Annotated in this window: 17 protein-coding genes; 6 read left to right on the top strand and 11 right to left on the bottom strand. The window is 67.6% G+C overall.

The genetic code is table 11. From position 1 onward, the window contains the following. Window positions 1-6: 6 nt before the first annotated feature. Complete coding sequence (mrdA, locus tag A6B37_RS21550) at window positions 7-1,947, top strand: penicillin-binding protein 2 (protein ID WP_111826866.1); 1,941 nt, start codon at window positions 7-9, stop codon at window positions 1,945-1,947. Further along, window positions 1,944-3,080 carry a rod shape-determining protein RodA gene (gene rodA, locus A6B37_RS21545; protein ID WP_102775209.1) on the top strand — a complete coding sequence of 379 codons (1,137 nt, stop codon included), beginning with the start codon at window positions 1,944-1,946 and terminating at the stop codon, window positions 3,078-3,080. Before mrdA ends, rodA begins: the two co-directional genes overlap by 4 nt. Before the next feature lie 281 nt (window positions 3,081-3,361). Here the strand turns inward: rodA and A6B37_RS21540 are convergent, their stop codons facing one another. From A6B37_RS21540 to argB, 5 genes are all read right to left on the bottom strand, one after another. Further along, window positions 3,362-4,423, bottom strand: coding sequence for an Ldh family oxidoreductase (locus A6B37_RS21540; protein WP_111826865.1), 1,062 nt, complete (start codon window positions 4,421-4,423; stop codon window positions 3,362-3,364). Between the two features lie 12 nt (window positions 4,424-4,435). After that, window positions 4,436-5,929, bottom strand: coding sequence for a DASS family sodium-coupled anion symporter (locus tag A6B37_RS21535; RefSeq protein WP_111826864.1), 1,494 nt, complete (start codon window positions 5,927-5,929; stop codon window positions 4,436-4,438). Between the two features lie 204 nt (window positions 5,930-6,133). Beyond that, complete coding sequence (gene slmA / locus A6B37_RS21530; protein ID WP_102775212.1) at window positions 6,134-6,709, bottom strand: nucleoid occlusion factor SlmA; 576 nt, start codon at window positions 6,707-6,709, stop codon at window positions 6,134-6,136. A gap of 54 nt (window positions 6,710-6,763) precedes the next feature. After that, complete coding sequence (locus tag A6B37_RS21525; RefSeq protein WP_102775213.1) at window positions 6,764-7,507, bottom strand: pyrimidine 5'-nucleotidase; 744 nt, start codon at window positions 7,505-7,507, stop codon at window positions 6,764-6,766. Window positions 7,508-7,676: 169 nt separating this feature from the next. Further along, window positions 7,677-8,579 carry an acetylglutamate kinase gene (argB, locus tag A6B37_RS21520; protein ID WP_102775214.1) on the bottom strand — a complete coding sequence of 301 codons (903 nt, stop codon included), beginning with the start codon at window positions 8,577-8,579 and terminating at the stop codon, window positions 7,677-7,679. A 246-nt stretch (window positions 8,580-8,825) separates the two neighbouring features. On the opposite strand from argB, the gene A6B37_RS21515 reads away from it, so the two are divergent. After that, window positions 8,826-9,614 carry a MetQ/NlpA family ABC transporter substrate-binding protein gene (locus A6B37_RS21515; RefSeq protein WP_102775215.1) on the top strand — a complete coding sequence of 263 codons (789 nt, stop codon included), beginning with the start codon at window positions 8,826-8,828 and terminating at the stop codon, window positions 9,612-9,614. Window positions 9,615-9,637: 23 nt separating this feature from the next. Here the strand turns inward: A6B37_RS21515 and A6B37_RS21510 are convergent, their stop codons facing one another. The 4 genes from A6B37_RS21510 to A6B37_RS21495 all read right to left on the bottom strand — a co-directional run bounded on the left by A6B37_RS21510 (window position 9,638) and on the right by A6B37_RS21495 (window position 12,014). Beyond that, a complete protein-coding gene (locus A6B37_RS21510; protein WP_102775216.1) occupies window positions 9,638-10,129 on the bottom strand; it encodes a TlpA disulfide reductase family protein in 492 nt (163 codons plus the stop codon). Further along, on the bottom strand, window positions 10,126-10,866 hold the full coding sequence (locus tag A6B37_RS21505) for a BON domain-containing protein (protein ID WP_102775217.1): 741 nt from the start codon (window positions 10,864-10,866) through the stop codon (window positions 10,126-10,128). The genes A6B37_RS21510 and A6B37_RS21505 overlap by 4 nt, the downstream gene beginning before the upstream one ends. Continuing rightward, entirely contained in the window at window positions 10,863-11,456 is a 594-nt protein-coding gene (locus A6B37_RS21500) for a phosphoheptose isomerase (protein ID WP_165359025.1), read from the bottom strand. Before A6B37_RS21500 ends, A6B37_RS21505 begins: the two co-directional genes overlap by 4 nt. A 78-nt stretch (window positions 11,457-11,534) precedes the next feature. After that, a complete protein-coding gene (locus A6B37_RS21495) occupies window positions 11,535-12,014 on the bottom strand; it encodes a YraN family protein (protein ID WP_111826863.1) in 480 nt (159 codons plus the stop codon). Window positions 12,015-12,080: 66 nt separating this feature from the next. Between A6B37_RS21495 and rsmI the strand changes: the two genes are divergently transcribed. After that, on the top strand, window positions 12,081-13,016 hold the full coding sequence (gene rsmI / locus A6B37_RS21490) for a 16S rRNA (cytidine(1402)-2'-O)-methyltransferase (protein ID WP_111826862.1): 936 nt from the start codon (window positions 12,081-12,083) through the stop codon (window positions 13,014-13,016). Between the two features lie 3 nt (window positions 13,017-13,019). After that, window positions 13,020-13,601: a methylated-DNA--[protein]-cysteine S-methyltransferase gene (locus tag A6B37_RS21485; RefSeq protein WP_102775221.1), complete on the top strand. Its 582-nt coding sequence runs from the start codon at window positions 13,020-13,022 to the stop codon at window positions 13,599-13,601. Window positions 13,602-13,614: 13 nt separating this feature from the next. Here the strand turns inward: A6B37_RS21485 and A6B37_RS21480 are convergent, their stop codons facing one another. Continuing rightward, window positions 13,615-14,571: a septal ring lytic transglycosylase RlpA family protein gene (locus A6B37_RS21480; protein WP_111826861.1), complete on the bottom strand. Its 957-nt coding sequence runs from the start codon at window positions 14,569-14,571 to the stop codon at window positions 13,615-13,617. Next, on the bottom strand, window positions 14,568-15,440 hold the full coding sequence (gene rapZ, locus A6B37_RS21475) for an RNase adapter RapZ (RefSeq protein WP_102775380.1): 873 nt from the start codon (window positions 15,438-15,440) through the stop codon (window positions 14,568-14,570). Before rapZ ends, A6B37_RS21480 begins: the two co-directional genes overlap by 4 nt. A gap of 194 nt (window positions 15,441-15,634) precedes the next feature. On the opposite strand from rapZ, the gene A6B37_RS21470 reads away from it, so the two are divergent. Further along, window positions 15,635-16,369, top strand: a complete 735-nt coding sequence (locus A6B37_RS21470; RefSeq protein ID WP_102775223.1) for a c-type cytochrome — start codon at window positions 15,635-15,637, stop codon at window positions 16,367-16,369. Window positions 16,370-16,375 lie beyond the last annotated feature (6 nt).

Here is a 16,375-nt window from a genome sequence, read left to right as displayed (position 1 = left end):
CGCGTCATGTTCGAATTCAAAAAAACCGGCCAGCAGCAGAAGCAGCGGTTCCGCCTGCGCGCCTGGGTCGGCGGGCTGTTCGCGCTGGCGTGTTTCGGGGTGCTGGTCGGGCGCTTCTGGTATCTGCAGGTGGACCGCTACGAGGGCCTGTCCGAGCGCGCCGACCGCAACCGCATCGCGGTCGTGCCGATTCCGCCGCGCCGCGGTGAAATCCTGGACCGCAACGGCGAAGTGCTGGCGCGCAATTACCGCACCTATACGCTGGAAGTGGTGCCGGCGCAGGCCGGCAACCTGAACGAGCTGTTCGAGCGGCTGACCGAGGTCGTGTACATCAGCCCGGCCGACCAGCGGCGCTTCAAGCGCCGCGCCGCCGAGTCCAGCCGCTACGCCAGCCTGCAGCTGCGCAACAATCTCAACGACACCGAGGCCGCCTGGTTCGCCGCGCATTCCTTCCAGTTCCCGGGCGTGGAACTGCGCGCGCGCTGGGTGCGCGAGTATCCGCAAGGCGTGTCGGCGGCCCATGTGGTGGGCTATATCGGCCGCATCGCCGAGGGCGACATCGAAGAGCTGGACCGCACCGGCCAGATGGGCAATTACCGCGGCACCGACGTCATCGGCAAAAAGGGCATCGAGAAGACCTGGGAAGAACAGCTGCACGGCAAGACCGGGCTGGAAGAGGTCGAGGTGACCGCCGGCGGGCGTCCCATGCGCACGCTGCGCCGCATCGACCCGGTGCCCGGCTCCGACATCATGCTGTCGATCGACCTGGGCCTGCAGAAAGTGGCCGAACAGGCGTTCGAAGGGCAGCGCGGCGCGCTGGTCGCGCTCGATCCCGACACCGGCGAGGTGCTGGCCTTCGTGTCGCAGCCGTCCTTCGATCCCAATCTGTTCGTCGACGGCATCGACGTGGACAACTGGCGCATGCTGAACGAATCGCCGGACCACCCGCTGATCAACCGGCCGCTGTACGGCACCTATCCCATCGGCTCGACCTACAAGCCCTTCGTCGGCCTGGCGGCGCTGGAGCTGGGCAAGCGCCGCGCCACCGACCGCATCTCCGATCCGGGCTACTTCGAGTTCGGCGGCCAGAAGTTCCGCAACGCCGGCGGCGCGGCCTACGGCATGACCGACATGCACCGCGCCATCGTGGTGTCGTCCGACACCTACTTCTATTCGCTGGGCCCCGAGATCGGGGTGAACGCGCTGCACGATTTCACCAAGCAGTTCGGTTTCGGCCAGATCACCGGCATCGACCTGGAAGGCGAGAAGCGCGGCGTGCTGCCCTCGACCGACTGGAAGCGCTCGGCCTACAAGGACAAGGAGCGCCAGCGCTGGTACGCGGGCGAGACGATTTCGGTGGCGGTCGGCCAGGGCTACAACGCCTTCACGCTGCTGCAGCTGGCGCAGGGCACCTCCACGCTGGCCAACAACGGCCTGTACCGCCGTCCGCACCTGGTGCACGCGGTGCGCGATCCGCGCAGCGGCGTGGCCAAGCCGACCGAATCGACGCCCGACTACCGGATTCCCCTGAAGCAGGCCAACGTCGACGTCATCAAGAACGCGATGGCCGACGTGGTGCGCGTGGGCACGGCGCGGCGCGCCTTCGCCAACACGCCTTACCAGGCGGCAGGCAAGACCGGCACCGCGCAGGTGTTCAGCCTGCGCGGCGGCCATTACCGCGCCAGCGCGATCGACGAGCGCCTGCGCGACCACGCCCTGTTCATGGGCTTCGCGCCGCTGGAGCACCCCCGCATCGCGGTGGCGCTGATCGTGGAGAACGCCGGCTGGGGCGCCAGCGTGGCCGCGCCGGTCGCGCGCAAAGTGTTCGATTACTGGCTGGCCAAGGAGCGCCAGGACCAGGTCGCGCAGCCGCGGCCGCAGCCGCAGCCCGCCGATCCCCTGGCTTCGGTCGAAGCCATAGCCTCCGACGTGGTGCGCCAACGATGAAACGCCTGGGTCTCATTCTGCTGCGGGTGTTCACCGCCTTCGACTGGCCGCTGCTGGCGATCCTGCTGATGTTCGCGGCGCTGGGCCTGACCGTCATGCATTCGGCGGTGGGCGGCACCGACTGGCGCTTCGCCGAGCAGTCGCGCAATTTCGTCATCGCGTTTTTCGCGATGTGGACCATGGCCCTGATTCCGCCGAAGTGGCTGATGAAGCTGGCCCTGCCGTTTTATGTGGTGGGGGTGGTGCTGCTATTGGGAGTGGAGTTTTTCGGCGAGACCAGCAAGGGGGCGACCCGCTGGCTGAACCTGGGCGTGACCCGCATCCAGCCGTCGGAGATGATGAAGATCGCGGTGCCGATGATGCTGGCCTGGTATTTCCAGCGCCATGAGGGCGCGGTGCGTATCCGCGACTTCCTGGCCGCGGCGGCGATGCTGGCCGCGCCGTTCGGCCTGATCGTGCTGCAGCCCGACCTGGGCACGGCGCTGCTGGTGTTCGGCGCGGGCTTTTTCGTGATCTATTTCGCGGGCCTGTCGTTCAAGCTGCTGGTGCCGGTGATGCTGGCCGGCATCCTGGCCATCGGCACGCTGGTCTATTACGAGGACCAGCTGTGCGAGCCGGACGTGGACTGGGTGGTGCTGCACGACTACCAGAAGCACCGGGTCTGCACGCTGCTCAATCCCAGTTCCGATCCGCTGGGCAAGGGGTTCCACACGATCCAGTCGATGATCGCGGTGGGCTCGGGCGGGGTGTACGGCAAGGGCTACATGAAGGGCACGCAGACACATCTGGATTTCATCCCGGAACGGACGACGGACTTCATTTTCGCGGTGTACGCGGAGGAGTTCGGGCTGTACGGGGGGATTGCGCTGCTGGTGCTGTACGGCTTGATGATGGCGCGCGGGTTGACGATCGCGGCGCGGGCGTCGTCTCAGTTCGGGCGGCTGCTGGCGGGGGCGTTGACGATGATGCTGTTCATCTACGTATTCGTGAACGTGGGGATGGTGACGGGGATTCTGCCTGTGGTGGGAGTGCCGTTGCCGTTCATGAGCTATGGGGGGACGGCTTTGTTCACCATGGGGATTGCGTTCGGCATCATGATGAGTATCAGTCGGCATCGCTCGGCTAAGACTTAGTTTTTTCTGAGTGGCTTCTTCGTAGGTCGCCCGTTGGCGTGGGCGGCGTGGCTGCTCGCGCCAACGGGCTGCCGTCGTCTTGGCTTGTCGCGCTGCTAGAGCAGGGTTCAGTGTCGAGTCTTGGTGTGCCCGCCACTTTAGGCCGCCCGGGCGGCCTAAAGTGGCATACGCATTTTGGGCGTTTGCGGCGGGTGCGCTTGCGCGAATGCGCTGGGGAGGGTGCTTGGGGTCCCCCCAAAAGGGCTTGGGGGGAGTGGTGATGGGGTTGAATTGACGGTTGCTCAGCCTTCGTGCGGCAGGGCTTCCGGGACGCCCAGGTCCACGGCGAGTCTGGTCAGGCCTTCCCAGATGCGGGTGTCGAATTCCACGGTGTCCGCGTTGATGGCGCGGTTGCGGGCTTCGTATTCGCCGGGATATTGCACCGATTCGACGCCGGGTTGGGGCTTGCAGGCGTGCAGGTAGTCGATGAAGGCGCCGACTTCCAGGGAGCGCCAGTCGGTGTTGAAGTCCACCTGCGGGTCCAGCAGGAGCGCGAACATGTTGTTCGTGGCCACGCCGTTGCGGGGGTGTTGCGGCTGGATCGTGCCGCCGCCGGACAGGACGCCGGCCAGCAGTTCGGCCACCAGGCCCAGGGCGTAGCCCTTGTGGCCGCCGAAGGGCAGCAGGGCGCCGGGCGGGTCGGTGAAGAGTGCGCCGGGGTCGGTGGTGGGGTTGCCCTGGGCGTCGATCAGCGCGCCTTCGGGGGCGGGTTCGCCCTTGGCGGCCAGCACGCGGGCCTTGTTGACGGCGATGGAGCTGGTGGCCATGTCCACGATGAAGGGCGGGCGGCCTCCGGGCAGGGGGCCGGCGAAGCACAGCGGGTTGGTGGTCAGGCAGGCCTGCGCGCCGCCGAAGGGGGCCACGGTGGGGGCGCGGTTGATCACGTTGGTGAAGGCCAGCAGGATCAGGCCCTTGGCCGCCACCATTTCGCCGAAGTGGCCCATGCGGCCCAGGTGGTGGCTGTGGCGCAGGGTCAGGATGCACTGGCCGTGCTCCTGGGTGCGCTCGATGGCTTTTTCGATGACCACCTTGCCGACGTACTGGCCCAGGCCGTTGTGGCCGTCGTAGGCCAGCATGGCGCCGCGGTCGTTGACCAGTTCGGGGCGGCCGTCGGGGCGGGCCAGGCCCTCGGACAGCACGCGGCGGTAGTTTGTCAGGATGGACAGGCCGTGGCTGGCGTAGCCCACGCGGTCGGATTCGACCAGGTGTTCGGCCACGTCGCGGGCGATGTCCTCGGGCACGCCTTGCGCCATCAGCACGCGGCGGCCGTATTCATAGGCTTGGGCGATGGAGAGCTTTTTCATGATGCGCGCTCCTTACAGCCAGCCCAGCCAGCGCCAGTAGGTCGCGCCCATCAGCATCATCAGCGCGTAGCCGATGATGGTGACCAGGATGCCGACCTTGGCGAACTGCTTGGCGTTGAAGGTTTCCGTGCCCAGGCACACCATGTTCTGCGGCGCGTTGATGGGCAGGATGAAGCCGTAGCTCACCACGAAGCCCAGCAGCATGGTCATGCCCAGGCGGCTGAAGTCGCCCGGCAGCGTGGCCAGCACCGAGATCAGGATGGGCAGCATCGCCGAGGTCAGCGCGGTGGCGCTGGCGAAGCCCAGGTGGATGATGATCAGGAAGGCCGACAGGATGGCGAAGATGGCCAGCGGTCCCAGGTGGTCCAGGCCGGTGTGGGCCACGACCTGGTTGCCCAGCCATTGGCCGGCCTGGGTGGTCAGCAGGGCGGTGCCCAGGCTGATGCCGACGCCGAACACGATCACGGTGCCCCATGGGATGCGCGATTGCACGTCTTTCCAGGTCATCACGCCGAAGCGCGGCAGCAAGAGGAGCACCAGGCCGAAGTAGGTGGTGGAGGTGGTGTCGAAGCGGTGCAGCTTGCCTTCGGTCGACCAGAACAGCAGCAGCAGGATGGACACGGCCATCAGGCGTTTTTGCGCGCCGGTCATGGGGCCGAGTTCGAGCAGCGATTTCTCGACGGCTTCCTTGCCTCCCGCGATGCTGTCGCTTTCCGGCGGCAGCAGCTTGAGCACGATGATGATGAGCACGGCCGACATGATCAGCGACCAGGGGGCGCCGGCGATCAGCCAGTCCGACCAGGCCACGCGCTGGCCCAGCATTTTTTCCATGAAGCCGACAGTCAGCAGGTTCTGCGCGGCGGCGGTCTGGATGCCGACGTTCCAGATGCTGGTGGCCTGAGCCACGATGATCATGATGCCGGCGGCGATGTTGGAGCGCTTGTCCACGCCGAAGGCCGCGATCACGCCCATCATGATGGGCACCACGGCCGCGCTGCGCGCGGTGGCGCTGGGCACGACCAGGCTGAGCACGATGGTCACGGCGATGCAGCCGATCAGGATGCGGCGCGTGCTGGTGCCGACCCGGGACAGGGTCACCAGCGCGATGCGGCGGTCCAGCCCGGTGAAGGTCATCGCCGCGGCGATGAACAGCGCGCCCGTGACCAGCGCGAGCGCCGAGTTGGAAAAGCCGTTGAGCGCCATGCTGATCGCGGCCGAGGTGCCGTACATCACCTGGGGGTCCTTGATCGTCGGAGCCGTTCCCAGCAGGAAAGCCATCAGCGTGGTGATCATGATCGCGCTGGCTTCGTAGGAAACGGCTTCGGTGATCCAGACCACGACGGCGAACGCGAGGATGGCGAGCATCCGGTGGCCCGCGACCGGCAGGTCGGCCGGCAGAGGCAGCATCAGCACGCCTATCAGCGCGATGATGCCGGCGATCAATCCGGTGGGGATTTTGGTTTTCTTTGGCGCCTGTGTGGCAGGCGCGGCGGCTTGCGCGGTCATATCCATCTCCGGTTGAGGTCAAACTGACGACATGCCGCCCCGCGAGCTCGGGCCCTGTTCAATTCGGCATGTCGATGCTACAGAATGATCGTGACGGCATTAAGGAAAACCCGTATTGATGGAGATCAATCGAACTACGAATCACGCTTGTGGAAAACTTGCCTCGCGCATTATGCTCATCGGCCCCCGCCGGCGGCAAGGCGTCTACCCCAGCGCCAGGCGCAACTGTTCATCCAGGTGCAGCGTGGGCGCAACACGCCAGCCGCTCTGCGCATAGCGCAGCCAGCGGCCCAGCACCAGGTGCGTCAGCAGGCTGGCGTGCGCCGACACATTGGCCTGCGGCGGCAGGCCGCCGTCGCTGACCGCAATGCGCAGCGACTGCTTGAGCGAAGCCTCGATGCGGTCGTTGATGTGGTTGATGCGTTCCTGCAGGCGGTTGTCTTCGGTCACCAGGGCGTCGCCCGTAAGCACCCGCGTCATGCCTTTGTTGCGCTCGGAGAAGGTCAGCAGCATGGCGACCGTCTGGTGCGCCTGGGCCAGGCCCTGCGGCTCGGCCGCGGCGATCTGGTTGACCAGCGTGAAGATGCTGGTCTCGATGAATTCGATCAGCCCTTCGAACATCTGGGCCTTGCTGGCGAAGTGCCGGTACAGCGCGGCCTCCGAGACTTCCAGGCGCGCGGCTAGGGCGGCCGTGGTGATGCGGGAGGCGTGCGGCTGCTCCAGCATCTCGGCCAGGGTCTGCAGAATCTGGGTCTTGCGCTCGCCGGGTTTGCTCGCCATGGAAGTGTCTGCTCTCGCGCAGGCTGACGGTGGAGGGGAGGGAGGAGCGCGCCGCTACCGCAGGGGGCGTCGGCGTAACAGCAAATCACTGACGCAGTTTACCCGCAAGTCCACGTAGGCCGGACGCTGCGAGCGGCCGCGGGAGAACGGCGTGCCCGGGTGATACACATGGACGGTGCGCAGGCCGGCGCTGCGTGCGCCGCGCAGGTTGGCCAGGGTGTCCTCCACCAGCACCGCGCGGCGCGCCGGCACGCCTTCGCGCGCCAGCACGTAGCGCAGCAGGGCGGGCGAGGGCTTGGGCCGGAACTCGCCGTGCAGCCGCATGTGCTCGATGGCCCACAGGCTGTCGAACTGGCGCAGGATGCCCAGCCGCGCCAGCACCGCGCGGGCGTAGTGCAGCGGCGCGTTGGTCAGCAGCACCTTGCGCCCCGGCAGCCGGCGCAGCTTGTACGCCAGCGCCTTTTCCGCCCGCACCAGCGGATTGACGTCGAAGTCATGGCTGCGGTGCAGGAACTCGTGCGCGTTCACGCCGTGGTGCCGAACCATGCCGATCATGGTGGCGCCATAGCGTTTCCAGTACAGCGACCGCACCCGGTTGGCGGTATCGACGTCCACGCTCAGCGCCTCGGCCACCGCCATGGTCATGCCATGGTCGATCTTCGGAAAAATCGCGTGCGAAGTATCGTGCAGCGTATTGTCCAGATCGAACAGCCACAGCCGCTCGGACGCATCCGCGCCCGTGCGCCGCGACCGGCGCACCCGCACCCCCGGCCGCAGCAACTGACGATGAACCCGCATCAAAAACTCCGTGATCCGAACGAGAAAGCCCCACACAAGCGCCAGCAAGAACTAGGTGCCCCGAATCAGGCACCCCCCCTCAAGCGAGGCCGCGCGGATCCGGCTCCGCCGGTCCGCAGCGGCGCCCCCCTGGGGGGGAAGCGCCCCCGGCGCTTCGGGGGGGGGAAACTCAATGCGAGCTGATCATCGTGCCCACGCCCTGATCCGTCAGGATCTCCAGCAGCAGGCAGTGCGGCACGCGGCCGTCGACGATGTGCACGGAATTCACGCCGTTCTTGGCGGCGTCCAGCGCCGACGAGATCTTGGGCAGCATGCCACCGGAAATCGTGCCGTCGGCGAACAGTTCGTCGATGGTCTGGGCCGACAGGCTGCGCAGCAGCTTGCCGCCCTTGTCCAGCACGCCCGGGGTGTTGGTCAGCATCAGCAGCTTTTCGGCGCCCAGCACCTCGGCCATCTTGCCGGCGACGACGTCGGCATTGATGTTGTAGGCCGTGCCGTCCTCGCCATAGCCGATGGGCGAGATGACGGGGATGAACTGGTCGTCCTGCAGGGCCTTGACCACGGCCGGCTCGACCGTGGTGATGTCGCCGACGAAGCCGATGTCGATGGGTTCGGACGGGTTGTCCTTGTTGTCCATCAGCTTCTTGCGGGCCTGGATCAGGCCGCCGTCCTTGCCGGTCAGGCCCACGGCCTTGCCGCCGACCTCGTTGATCATCATGACGATGTCCTGCTGGACCTGGCCGCCCAGCACCCATTCCACGACTTCCATGGTCTCGGCGTCGGTGACGCGCATGCCCTGGATGAAGGTGCCCTGCTTGCCGATGCGGCGCAGCGCGTCGTCGATCTGCGGACCGCCGCCGTGGACCACCACCGGGTTCAGGCCCACCAGCTTCAGCAGCACGACGTCGTGCGCGAAGCTGCGCTGCAATCGCTCTTCCGTCATGGCGTTGCCGCCGTACTTGACCACGATGGTCTTGCCGTGGAATCGTCGGATGTACGGCAGCGCTTCGGACAGTACGGCAGCTTTGACGGCAGGAGACGAAACGGCAGCAGGGTCGGGGGTGTCGGTCATGGCAGCTAAGTCGGCAAAATAAATATATGAAAGATTAGAAAAAATGCCTGCACAAAAACGCGTTCGGAACGCGGTAGCGCAAGCATACGACGGATTGTAGTACCCACAGGTTTCTTATGCTTTAAACCCATGTTCATATGCCCGACAAATAACCGCCATTCAGGTAAATTGTGGCGCTCAGGCCCACGGGCTATGTTGGCCGGACAAATTGTCCCCAATTTTTAATTCCTACATAAGAGGCAACACATGCGTTTGAATCTTGTCCGCTCGGCCCTGCTGGCCTCGGCCTTCCTGGTGGCGGCCAACGCGGCCCACGCCGAAAAAGTGGTGGTGGGCGCAACCCAGGTGCCGCACGCCGAGATCCTCGAAGTCGTGAAACCCAGGCTCGCCAAGGAAGGCGTGGAGCTCGACATCAAGGTCTTCAGCGACTACGTGCAGCCCAATCTGCAGCTGGCCGACAAGCAGCTCGACGCCAACTTCTTCCAGCACAAGCCCTACCTGGACTCGTTCAACAAGGACCGCAAGGCCAATCTGGTGCCGGTGGCCCTGGTGCACGTCGAGCCTTTCGGCGGCTACTCCAAGAAGGTCAAGAGCCTGGCCGAACTGAAGGACGGCGCCAGCGTCGCCATCCCGAACGACCCGTCCAACGGCGGGCGCGCGCTGGTGCTGCTGCAAAAGCAGGGCCTGATCAAGCTGAAGGACCCGGCCAACATCCTCGCGACCGCGGCCGACGTGGTCGAAAATCCCAAGAAGCTGAAGTTCCGCGAACTGGAAGCGGCGATGTTGCCGCGCTCGCTGGATGACGTGGACCTGGCGCTGATCAACACCAATTACGCGCTGGAAGCCGGCCTGGTGCCGACCAAGGACGCGCTGTTCATCGAGGGTTCCGATTCGCCCTACGCCAATATCCTGGTGACCCGCGAGGACAACAAGAACGCGCCGGGCATCAAGAAGCTGGTCGACGCCCTGCACACGCCTGAAGTCAAGACGTTCATCCAGGACAAGTACAAGGGCGCGGTGGTGCCGGCCTTCTGAGGCCGCCACCGCGGCGGGCGGGCTCAGCCCGCCAGCGCCTTTTCCACCGTGGCGTGGAATTCGGCGACGTCGTATTCGCCCAGGTAGCGCTTGATGATGTTGCCCTTCTTGTCGATCAGGAAGGCGGTGGGCGTGAGGCGGATGTCGCCGAAGGCGCGGGCGATGTCGCCCTTGGTGTCCAGCGCCACCGGGAACGGCAGCTTGCGCGTCTCGGCGAAATTCAGCACGAAGTTGGGCGGATCGTAGTCCATGGCGACGGCGACCGCCTCATAGCCCTGGTCTGCGTACTGCTTGTAGGCCGCGATGGTCTCGGGCATCTGCTTCACGCAGGTCACGCAGCTGGTGGCCCAGAACTTGACCAGCACGACCTTGCCGCGCAGGTCCTGCATGGAGAAGGTCTTGCCTTCCAGGGTCGTGAAGGTGACGTCGGGCGCGGTCTGGGTGGGCCGCAGCACGAACCAGGCGCCGATGCCGACCGCCACCAGGACGGCGAGCGCTACGATGGCTTTTTTCATTTGATGGGCATGACCTCAACGCCGCCGCCCGTGCCGCCCGCGTTGCCGCTGGGCGCGCCGGAGCCGCTTTCGATGGGCGCTTTGGATTCCGTGGTGGGGTTGGACGAGGAACCGCTGTTCGACAGCCGGATCGCTTCCTCGCGGCTGATCGTTTCAAACAGTTTAACCACCTTGGCCACGCCGCCGACGTCGGCGGCGGCATTGGCCGCGTACTCGCCTTCGGTCTGGGTCAGCTTGCCCATCAGGTAGACGACGCTGTGGTCGGTGGTGACGGCGATGGTGCCCGACGGCACGTACTTGGTGTTGAGCAGGGCGGTCTTGACCTTGGAGGTCAGCCAGGTGTCGTTGGAGCGCACGCTGAACGAGGCGATGGGGCCGACCGTCAGCTGGTTGACGACCTGTTTGACGTTTTCCACGCCCTGGGCGATGGCGGTGGCCTGGCTCTTGGCCTCTTCGGAGGGCACGTCGCCGGTCAGCAGCAGGTGGCCGCCGTAGGCCATGGCGTTGACGCGGGCGGTTTCGCCCAGCTTCTGCGAGATCTGGCTTTGCGCCTTGAAGGCGATGTTCTGGTCCTCGAGCTGGACGCCGGAGGTCCGGCGGTCGGTCACGACGACCGCCGTGGTGGCGGCGGCGCCGCCCACGATCAGCGGCGCGCAGGCCGTCAGCGACAGGGCGGCGGTGGACAGTGCCGCGGCGAGCATCAGCGGACGGGCAGCGGTACGGACGTCAGAAATCATTCGGTGTCTCCAAGCAGAAGAGCGTCTATGCCGTCGCACAGCGCGTGCAGCAGCAGAATATGGACTTCCTGGATGCGCATCGTGCGATCGCTGGGAACACATAGATGGACGTCCATGGGCGTGATGAGTTCCCCCATGACGCCGCCGCCCTTGCCGGTCAGGGCGAGCACGTGCATTTCACGGGCGCTGGCGGCCTCCATGGCGCGCACCACATTGGGAGAGTTGCCGCTGGTGGAGATCGCCACCAGCACGTCGCCGGCCTGGCCGAAGGCGTTGACCTGGCGCTCGAACACCTCGTCGAAGCCGTAGTCGTTGCCCACCGCGGTCAGGATGGAGGTGTCGGTATTGAGCGCGATGCCGGCCAGGGGCAGGCGCTCGCGCTCGAAGCGGCCCACCAGTTCGGCGATGAAGTGCTGCGCGTCGGCGGCCGAGCCGCCATTGCCGCAAGCCAGAATCTTGCCGTTGTTCGCCAGGGCGCCGAACAGCACGTCCACCGCTATCGCCAGCGGTTCGGCCAGCACGTTCATGCTTTGTTCGTAGGCAGCCATGGCGTCGCGAAAGTGCGACGTCATTCGAGAGGTCATGTCCATGGCCGCGATTATCTCACGGTGCCGTACCGCCGTTCTGTCCAGGCGTAACCGTGGCGGGCGCGGCGTTACGGCCCGGACTCAGTCCAGCGCGAAGGCCGCGCGCAGCCATTCGGCGCGGCCGGCCTCGAAGACAACGGCGTCGAAGCGGGCCGGCGGCAGCCGGCCGTGCCAGTGGCGGCGCGCCAGTTCGGGCAGCCACTGGGCGGCGGCGCGTGCCAGTCGGGCCTGTTTTTCGGCCCCGATGCTGGCCGCGGCGCCGCCGTAGCGGCCGGCCCGGCGCGCGCGGACTTCGACGAACACCAGCGTGTCGCCATCGCGCATGGCCAGGTCGATCTCGCCGGCTGGGGTGCGCAGGTTGCGCGCCAGCAGCGTCAGGCCGCGGGCCAGCAGCAGGCGCAGGGCGGCGGCCTCGTGGCGGTCGCCGCTGCGCTGGGTGGGCGAGCGTTGCGGACAAGGGCGCGGGGCCGGCGTGCTTGGCGCGCGCCGGCGGCGTTTGGCGGCGCGGCGGCGCGCGGCCAGGGCCAGTTCGCAGGCCAGGCGCAAGGTCTCGTCGTTCATGGGAGGCTCCGGGGGCATGGGCGGCTGCGGCTACACTGACATGGTTTTCCGTGTCAGTAGGCCGCAATGAATTCAAATGTCTCACCCGCGTCCGCCGGCGATGCCTGGTCGCGCGTCGCCGAGCGCGTGACCGAGCAGCATTGGCCGGCCGCGACGCTGTACGTCGTGGCCACGCCGATCGGCAATCTGGGCGACCTGGGCCTGCGCGCCTGGCATGCCTTGCAGCGCGCCGACGTGATCGCCGCCGAGGACACGCGCGCCAGCCGCACGCTGCTGGACGCCTGGGGCGTGGCCACGCCGCTCATGGCGGCCCACCGCCACAACGAGGCCGCGGCGGCCCAGGCCATATGCGAGCGGCTGCAGCAGGGCCAGCGCGTGGCCCTGGTGTCCGACGCCGGCGCGCCAGCGGTCAGCGATCCGGGCGCGCGCATCGTGCGCGCCGTGCGCGAGGCCGGCTTCACGGTGGTGCCGGTGCCGGGGCCCAGCGCCGTGATCGCCGCGCTCATGGGCAGCGGCGTCACCACGGACGAAAACCCGGCCTACGCCTTCGCGGGATTCGCGCCGTCCAAGGCGGCGGCGCGCCAGCGCTGGCTGCGCACCTGGTGCGCCCTGCCGGCGCCGGTGGTGATGTTCGAGTCGCCGCACCGCCTCGCGGCGACGCTGGCCGACCTGCTGGAAGTCTGCGGGCCGCAGCGCCGCCTGACCGTGGCGCGCGAACTGACCAAGCGCTTCGAGGAAATCGCCACCTTCGCGCTGGAAGCGGGCGCGGCCTGGCTGGCCGCCGACGCCCATCGCGAGCAGGGCGAATTCGTGCTGATCGTGCACGCCGACGAAACACAGCCCGAGCAGGACGAGGCCGACCCGCGCACCGACGCGCTGCTCGACGCCCTGCTGGAATCGCTGTCGCTGCGCGACGCCGCCCGCGTCGCGGCCAAGGTCTCGGGCCTGCCGCGCGACGTGCTGTACAACCGGGCGCTGGCCCGCAAGAAATCATCGGAATAAGCCATGACGTACCCGACCGTGGTGTCCAGGCCCGCCGATTCCGGCGAACGGCTCACCTACCGCGACATCCCCACGCCGCTGGGCGACATGCGCCTGGTCGCCAGCGCCAAGGGCCTGCGCGGCGCCTGGTTCACCGACCAGGACCTGCTGCCTTCGGCCGAGGGCTGGCTGTTGACGCATTCCGATCCCATCCTGGAGCAGGCCCGCCGCGAACTGGACGAGTGGTTCGCTAGCCGCCGCCGCGGATTCGAGGTGCCGCTGGACCCCGTGGGCACGGCTTTCCAGCACCAGGTCTGGCAGGCCCTGTGCGATCTGGAGTTCGGCGTGCTGGCCAGCTACGGCGAACTGGCGCGCCGGGTCGGCCGGCCCAAGGGGGCGCAGGCGGTGGGCGGGGCGGTCGGGCGCAATCCGGTCAGCATCATCATTCCGTGCCACCGCGTGATCGGGGCGGATACCTCGCTGACAGGCTTCGGCGGCGGCTTGCCGCGCAAGCAGGCGCTGCTGGCGCACGAGGGCAACCTGTACCGCAGCCGCAATGCGCGCGCGCGCCGCGTCTGCGACGGGCAGGCGGAACTGCCCTGGTAGCGCTGCGGCCGGGTTATTGCGCGGCGATGCTGGGCAGGATGCCGATGCGCTCGGACACCAGCTGCACGGCGTCCAGCGCGCTCTGGCGGTCGGGGTAGGGCCCGATCTTGACCCGATAGAGATTGTTCGACTGTTCCATCAGGGCCGGCGGCGCGCCGGCCGTGCCCAGCTGCGTGTTGATGCGGCTGACCAGCGATTGGGCGTTGGCCGGCTGGCTGAACGCGCCCACCTGCAGATAGACATTGCCCAGGCCCGCGGCCGGCGCCTGGCGCACCGGCGCGGAGCCGGGCGCGGGCGCCGTCAGCGGCTGGGCCGTGAGCGGCGCGGGGACGGCGGCGATGGGCGAGGGCACCGGCATCGAGCCGGTGGCGGATTCGGGTTCCGGGGCGGCGGCCGGCGCGCCCTGCGAGGCCAGGCGCCGGATCTCGTCGGGCGGGATGGCCTCGACGACCACCTGCCCGCTGCCGGGGCCGACGATGCCCAGCTTGTGCGCGGCGGCGTAGGACAGGTCCATGATGCGGTCGCTATGGAACGGGCCGCGGTCATTGACGCGGACCACGACGGTCTTACCGTTGACCATGCTGGTCACGCGCGCGTAGCTGGGCAGCGGCAGCGTGGTGTGGGCGGCGGTCATGGCGTACATGTCGTAGGTTTCGCCGATGGACGTGGAATTGCCGTGGAACTTCTTGCCGTACCACGAGGCGATGCCGCGCTTTTTATAGGGCTGGCCGCTGGTGTCCGGCACGTAGCGCTGGCCGAACACCACGTAGGGCCGGTTCGCGCCGCTGGCGTAGGGTTCGATTTTGGGCACCGCGTCGGGGATCTGGTCCAGGTTCGAGGGCGGATTCGCGTCCGGCCCGTCGTCCTTGTAGTAGCCGCCCTTCTTGCGTCCGCCGGTGGAGGAACAGGCGGCCACGGCGAAGGCCAGCAACAGCGTCAGGATCAGGCGCAGCGGTCGGGACAGGGTCATGCGGATTCGTCGGGCAGTTGGGTGCGGTGGCGCACCAGCAGCGGGTCGTGGTCGGCGAAGCGCAGCGCCAGCTGCTCGACCACATAGACCGAACGGTGCTGGCCGCCGGTGCAGCCGATGGCGACGGTGAGGTAGTTGCGGGTGTCCTGCGTGTATTGCGGCAGCCAGCGGTTCAGGAAACCGGCGATGTCGTCGATCATCTGCCCGACCTGGTCGAAGCCTGCCAGCCACGCGGCCACGGGTTCGTCGCGGCCGGTCAGGGGGCGCAGGTTGCGGTCGTAATAGGGATTGGGCAGGCAGCGCACGTCGAACACCAGGTCGGCGTCGCGCGGCACGCCGCGCTTGTAGGCGAAGGATTCGAACGTCAGCACCAGCGGCGCGCGGTCGGCGTGGATCAGGTCGCGGATCCAGACCCGCAGTTGCCCCGGCGTCAGGTCCGAGGTGTCGATGACGTGTTCCTGTTCGCGCAGCGGGGCCAGCAGTTCGCGCTCCAGCGCGATGCAGTCGGTCAGCGAGGGCGCGGTGCCGCCGCGCTGCAGGCGGTCGGTGAGCGGATGGCGGCGGCGGGATTCGGAATAGCGCTGCACCAGCGTGGCGGTGCTGGCGTCCAGGAAGACCACGCGCAGGCTGGTGCCCATGGCGCGCAGCGCGGTGACCACGTCCGGCAGCTCGGCCAGTTCGCCGGGCGAGCGCACGTCGATGGCGACGGCCACGCGCTCCAGGCCCTCGTCGCGGGCGTTGGCGATGAACTCGGTCAGGAACCGCACCGGCAGGTTGTCGACGCAGGTATAGCTGGCATCCTCGAGCATGCGCAGGGCGACGGACTTGCCGGAGCCTGAGATGCCGGTGACTAGGACGACTTTCAACATGGACATGATTGTGGCACGCTTTTCCAGGGCGATGCGGCAAGGCGGCATCTGATATGGCCGTAAACTCGAAATCTGATCTGTACCTTTTTTGCGCCGGTGGCGTAAAGTTGGCCGGCATCAGACAGACTTCATCGACAGATTTCACATACGCGCCCCGCCGTCATGCGCTTCGGGGGGATTGGAATTCGACATAGATGTTAGCCTTCATTTCCTTTCGTAGTGTTTCACTGCCGCGGTTTTGGGCAATTCCGATCCTCGCCGCCGCTTTTGCGGCCACGCCAGCCCAGGCCCAGGAGACCCTGCGCCCGGACACCATGGCGGCGCGCGTGGCGGCCTGTACGGCCTGCCACGGCGAGCAGGGCCGCGCCGGCGCCGACGGCTACTATCCGCGCCTGGCCGGCAAGCCCCAGGACTATCTGTACCACCAGCTGCTGAATTTCCGCGACGACCGGCGCCAGTATCGGCCCATGACGCACCTGCTCACCGGGTTGCCGGACGAATACCTGCGTGAAATGGCGGCGTATTTCGCCGGGCAGCACGTGCCGTATCCGCCGCCGGCCCGCCCCGAAGTGTCCGCCGCCACGCTGGAGGCCGGCCGCAAGCTGGCGCTCGACGGCGACGCGGCGCGCGGGCTGCCCGCCTGCGCGGCCTGTCACGGCGCCGCGCTGGGCGGCGTGCTGCCGGCCATCCCGGGCCTGCTCGGCCTGCCGCGCGACTACATCGGCTCGCAGATCGGCGGCTGGAAGAACGGCCTGCGCCGCGCCGCCGAGCCGGACTGCATGGCCGACGTCGCCGCCAAGCTCACCCCCGCCGACATCGGCGCGCTGGCCGCGTGGCTGTCGTCGCGGCCCGTGGTCGAACCTTATGCTCCCGAGCCCGCGGGCTCGCTGCGCCTGCCGGCCGAATGCGGCAGCCAGGCGCAACGCTAGGGAGCC

The organism is Achromobacter sp. HZ01 (assembly GCF_003267925.1).
Lineage (GTDB): Bacteria > Pseudomonadota > Gammaproteobacteria > Burkholderiales > Burkholderiaceae_B > Achromobacter > Achromobacter pulmonis_A.
The sequence above is the reverse complement of the archived record's forward strand: the minus strand, read 5'-3'. Positions and strand labels throughout refer to the sequence as shown.

Bases quoted from the DNA above. Each gene is read 5' to 3' on its own strand.
- mrdA (WP_111826866.1), top strand. From the start codon at position 7: ATGTTCGAATTCAAAAAAACCGGCCAGCAGCAGAAGCAGCGGTTCCGC.
- rodA (WP_102775209.1), top strand. From the start codon at position 1,944: ATGAAACGCCTGGGTCTCATTCTGCTGCGGGTGTTCACCGCCTTCGAC.
- A6B37_RS21540 (WP_111826865.1), bottom strand. From the start codon at position 4,423: ATGAAAAAGCTCTCCATCGCCCAAGCCTATGAATACGGCCGCCGCGTG.
- A6B37_RS21535 (WP_111826864.1), bottom strand. From the start codon at position 5,929: ATGACCGCGCAAGCCGCCGCGCCTGCCACACAGGCGCCAAAGAAAACC.
- slmA (WP_102775212.1), bottom strand. From the start codon at position 6,709: ATGGCGAGCAAACCCGGCGAGCGCAAGACCCAGATTCTGCAGACCCTG.
- A6B37_RS21525 (WP_102775213.1), bottom strand. From the start codon at position 7,507: ATGCGGGTTCATCGTCAGTTGCTGCGGCCGGGGGTGCGGGTGCGCCGG.
- argB (WP_102775214.1), bottom strand. From the start codon at position 8,579: ATGACCGACACCCCCGACCCTGCTGCCGTTTCGTCTCCTGCCGTCAAA.
- A6B37_RS21515 (WP_102775215.1), top strand. From the start codon at position 8,826: ATGCGTTTGAATCTTGTCCGCTCGGCCCTGCTGGCCTCGGCCTTCCTG.
- A6B37_RS21510 (WP_102775216.1), bottom strand. From the start codon at position 10,129: ATGAAAAAAGCCATCGTAGCGCTCGCCGTCCTGGTGGCGGTCGGCATC.
- A6B37_RS21505 (WP_102775217.1), bottom strand. From the start codon at position 10,866: ATGATTTCTGACGTCCGTACCGCTGCCCGTCCGCTGATGCTCGCCGCG.
- A6B37_RS21500 (WP_165359025.1), bottom strand. From the start codon at position 11,456: ATGGACATGACCTCTCGAATGACGTCGCACTTTCGCGACGCCATGGCT.
- A6B37_RS21495 (WP_111826863.1), bottom strand. From the start codon at position 12,014: ATGAACGACGAGACCTTGCGCCTGGCCTGCGAACTGGCCCTGGCCGCG.
- rsmI (WP_111826862.1), top strand. From the start codon at position 12,081: ATGAATTCAAATGTCTCACCCGCGTCCGCCGGCGATGCCTGGTCGCGC.
- A6B37_RS21485 (WP_102775221.1), top strand. From the start codon at position 13,020: ATGACGTACCCGACCGTGGTGTCCAGGCCCGCCGATTCCGGCGAACGG.
- A6B37_RS21480 (WP_111826861.1), bottom strand. From the start codon at position 14,571: ATGACCCTGTCCCGACCGCTGCGCCTGATCCTGACGCTGTTGCTGGCC.
- rapZ (WP_102775380.1), bottom strand. From the start codon at position 15,440: ATGTTGAAAGTCGTCCTAGTCACCGGCATCTCAGGCTCCGGCAAGTCC.
- A6B37_RS21470 (WP_102775223.1), top strand. From the start codon at position 15,635: ATGTTAGCCTTCATTTCCTTTCGTAGTGTTTCACTGCCGCGGTTTTGG.